This is a genomic window from Staphylococcus sp. HMSC34G04 (assembly GCF_001838765.1).
GTDB classification, from domain to species: Bacteria; Bacillota; Bacilli; order Staphylococcales; family Staphylococcaceae; genus Staphylococcus; species Staphylococcus epidermidis.
The window spans coordinates 1-3,554 of sequence record NZ_KV838708.1 but is presented as its reverse complement, the minus strand read 5'-3'; the positions used below and the strand labels follow the sequence as shown (position 1 = coordinate 3,554).

Annotated in this window: 2 protein-coding genes and 1 pseudogene; all 3 read right to left on the bottom strand. The window is 30.4% G+C overall.

The window, feature by feature from the left end:
* Window positions 1-30: 30 nt before the first annotated feature.
* Window positions 31-699, bottom strand: a pseudogene (locus tag HMPREF3241_RS02720) (replication initiation factor domain-containing protein); the annotation flags it as partial.
* A gap of 526 nt (window positions 700-1,225) precedes the next feature.
* Window positions 1,226-2,467, bottom strand: a complete 1,242-nt coding sequence (mobV, locus tag HMPREF3241_RS02715; RefSeq protein ID WP_000122374.1) for a MobV family relaxase — start codon at window positions 2,465-2,467, stop codon at window positions 1,226-1,228.
* A 185-nt stretch (window positions 2,468-2,652) separates the two neighbouring features.
* Window positions 2,653-3,554, bottom strand: a 902-nt coding sequence (locus HMPREF3241_RS02710) for an MFS transporter (RefSeq protein WP_070853430.1), incomplete at its 5' end; no start/stop codon positions are given.

Here is a 3,554-nt window from a genome sequence, read left to right as displayed (position 1 = left end):
TTACATGTTTTTTAACTTTGCAACAGAACCATCCACCATATCTCTTTTAAGTTCGATTTCTACACGCCATAAATGTTCAGACATAACTTCAGCATCTGCATTATCTTTACGTTCTTGCTTTTTATTATAAATTCTAATAAATCTATTACTATCTCTCACGCCAAAATATTTTGTTTCTGGCTTACCATTACGACCATAAAAAATAGTTTTCTTAACTGCTTTATCAGACATTGCATAGTAGTCACTCAAATCATCTTCAAAATCAAAGGCTAAATCTAATCTTGTAAAACCGTCATCTTCCATGTAGCTTATTATATTTTGTTTTAACCAAATCATTTCATCTCGTGTAAGTTTGTTTGGATTAAATTCAATACGCATATTACGTCTATCCCAACTATCTGCTTTCACTTTGTCATATTCAATATAAACTTTTTCTTGAAGTGCTTTAGCTTTAAACTTTGTTTGAAGAATATCCCAAAGTCTTATTTGGGGCTCTACACTCATAAATTTAGAAAGGGCTTGAGCGTTGTCTCGGTTGAGATTTCCAACGATCGTCATTGCATCAAAACTTAATTTTGGATCAGATATGCACACAGTATGTGCGTCCAACCGGCTATTAGAGTAGCCGGTTTTAGAAAAATTGTCTAAATCGTGATTTTCCAAATGATTTGAATGATTTGCATGATTGTTTTTATACATAAAAAATCGACTCCTTAATCTCAATTTCGTTTAAGGAATCGCTCACCCAAATATATATCTTGATGTATATTTAAATATCGTTTAATATCTAAATATACAAGATTATAAAAACAACTCAGTGTTTTTTTCTTTGAATGATGTCGTTCACAAACTTTGGTCAGGGCGTGAGCGACTCCTTTTTATTTTGTTATTAATATAACACTATCAAAAGACTTGGTCTAATCAGATCAAGTCTTTTTTTATTTAAGCATTTGTATTATCTGGTAAACAGTTAAAACTACTAAAACACCAAGTACATACTTACTTGTTATAAAATTCTCAAAGGCTTCTCTGAATTTCATTTCTTCAACTCCTTTTATTGCTTTATTCCAATTTCCTTATTGGTCGGAACCTACAGGGCTTTATGTGTTGTTGAGTTGGTACTTTCTTGGGATTAATCCCAATTCAAGTCCAACCAACTCGCTAACAAGTTAGCTAACACATAGCCCATTCCAACCAATAAGTTTTCTCGGCATAAATGCATGTTCTATAAGTGCATACCTCTATCTCGTTTTTGATTCTTTTGTTGTTCTTGTTGCTGTTCCTGTTCTGAATATAATTCTGGATTCATTTTTTTATCTAAGTTTCCTGCTAAACCATTTAGTTTTGGTTCATCTTCTGTTAACTTATTAACTCTTTCCGCAAAGGTATTTCTTCCTAAAACTCGTTCTAACTCTTTTAGTAAGATTTTTAAAAGCTTTAACGCTATTTCTATATTCTCTTTAAGTGGCTTTGCATTTTCGTAAAGTTGGTTAAAATTATCGTCTGCGTTTTCAATACGCTCAACTGCTTTATTTAATAAATCATCTTTCTCTCGTATTTCCTTATCTTTATCATCTAAGGCTCTACCAGACTTTATATACTCGTAATCTTCCGAAATATCTTGAGCAGCTTTTATCTGTTTCTGAAATTCATTGAAATCTTTTTGGCTTATTACAACATTTCCAGTTTCTTGTATTTCTTTGCTAAATAAACCACCTACTTTTTCAGTTTCTTGCTCATACGGAACATTTATAGGCTTTTTAAGCGTATTTAACGATTTTTGGTACTCTTGCATTAATTTATCGTTCTTTTGCTTTATATGGTCTGTTTTTTGGCTCTCACGTTCATATTCTTGCTTATGATATTCTGTTTTTTGTTTATACTGACTTATTTGCTCATGTTTAGCATTTGTTACTTGTCTTGATTGCCCACGTTCTAAATCATATCCTCGTTGTTTAACATGCTCATTAAATCTATCTTGAAACGCTGTTAAAGCTTTTTTATTACCTACAACTTCTTTAGCACTTAAACGACCATCATCAGTTATTGGAACAACGCCATAATGCATATGTGGTGTTTTTTCGTCCATGTGAACTGTTGCATATAATAAATTATCTTTACCGTATTCTTGTTCTAAAAACTCTTTAGCATATTCAAAAAACTGCTTTGTATCTTCTGGCGTTTGATTATCAAAGAAATCATTGTCTGATGTAATTAAACCATCAATGTGTTTAATCGCGTCTGTTCTAATTTTTCTTTTGCCTGTATAATTCTGTTCGATTTTTTCATCAATCAAGTTATTAAAATTCTGTTTATTAGCATTTACCAAATCATAATTTAAGTAAGTTTTACTATGGTCTATATCTTCATTTTCATAATTATTATTTTCTCTTTGAACATGTTTTTGTATGCCCGTTGTATTTGTTCCAGATTTAACTTTTGAAACTCTAACAATGGAATAAGACATATAAAAATCACTCCTAAGCACAAAGGTTTCATGTGTATTTAATAGTTTAAGTCTAACACACTAGACTTATTTTTAATAAGTCGTTAATACGTGTGCTCTGCGAGGCTTAAACCTGTTTTTGCTAACGCAAAAAATGAGTGGCAAAATGCTAGCCACTCATAGTTCTAAACCAAAATATAATATAACTATTCAAACTGCTTTTCAGAACGTTTAAATACAATAATCGTCAAAAGACAACATAAAATAATAAGGATAGCCATGGCTACAAGAATATTACTATACACTCCAGAAGAATAATTTATAAATTCCAGAACTAGTTTACGATTAATCAATTGTAGTGACAATAAACCTCCTACAATTGCTATACCTGTTCCCTCTGATAAAAAACTTGTGAAATTTAGCAAACTCATTCCAGAAGCAACTTCTTCTTCAGAAAGACTACTTGATACTATTTTTGATATAACTGTTTTAGTAAAAGATAATCCGCCCATAACAAATATAAACATAAAAGTAGTCAACCACATACTAAACTCAACAAAAAATGCAATAGTTAAAAAACTTATAGAGATAGACAATGATCCTAAAATAAAAACAAATAATGATCCTTTTCTATCCACTAAAAAACCACCAAAATAACCAAAAACAATAACACTCATGGTTCCAGGAAAAATAACACTATTACCTATTGTCGCTACATTTACATGATAAATAGTTTTCATCATATAAGGCACCATTGATATAAAACCAGCTACTATAGAAAATATTAGCCCACCAGAAAACAAACCAAGCATAAACGGAATGTTTTTCCCTAGTTTAGGATTAATAAAAGGGTTAGAAACTCTTGAAATATGTTTAATAAAAATCACAAAAAAGATTGTGAAGAGTATTAAAAAAGTCCAATTATAATTTGTCGTAAATAACATAAAACATATAATACTTATAGACATTAAAACAATACCTACGATATCTAATGTATTTTTTGTTGATTTACCAGGTACCATTACTTTAATAAGAAAAGGTATAGTTACTATTGTAATCATAGGAAGTATAAGTAGGGGTTCTGTTGCAAAGTTAAAATTATATGCAC

Excerpts from the sequence above, each read along its gene's own strand:
- mobV (WP_000122374.1), bottom strand. The coding sequence starts at position 2,467 with ATGTCTTATTCCATTGTTAGAGTTTCAAAAGTTAAATCTGGAACAAAT.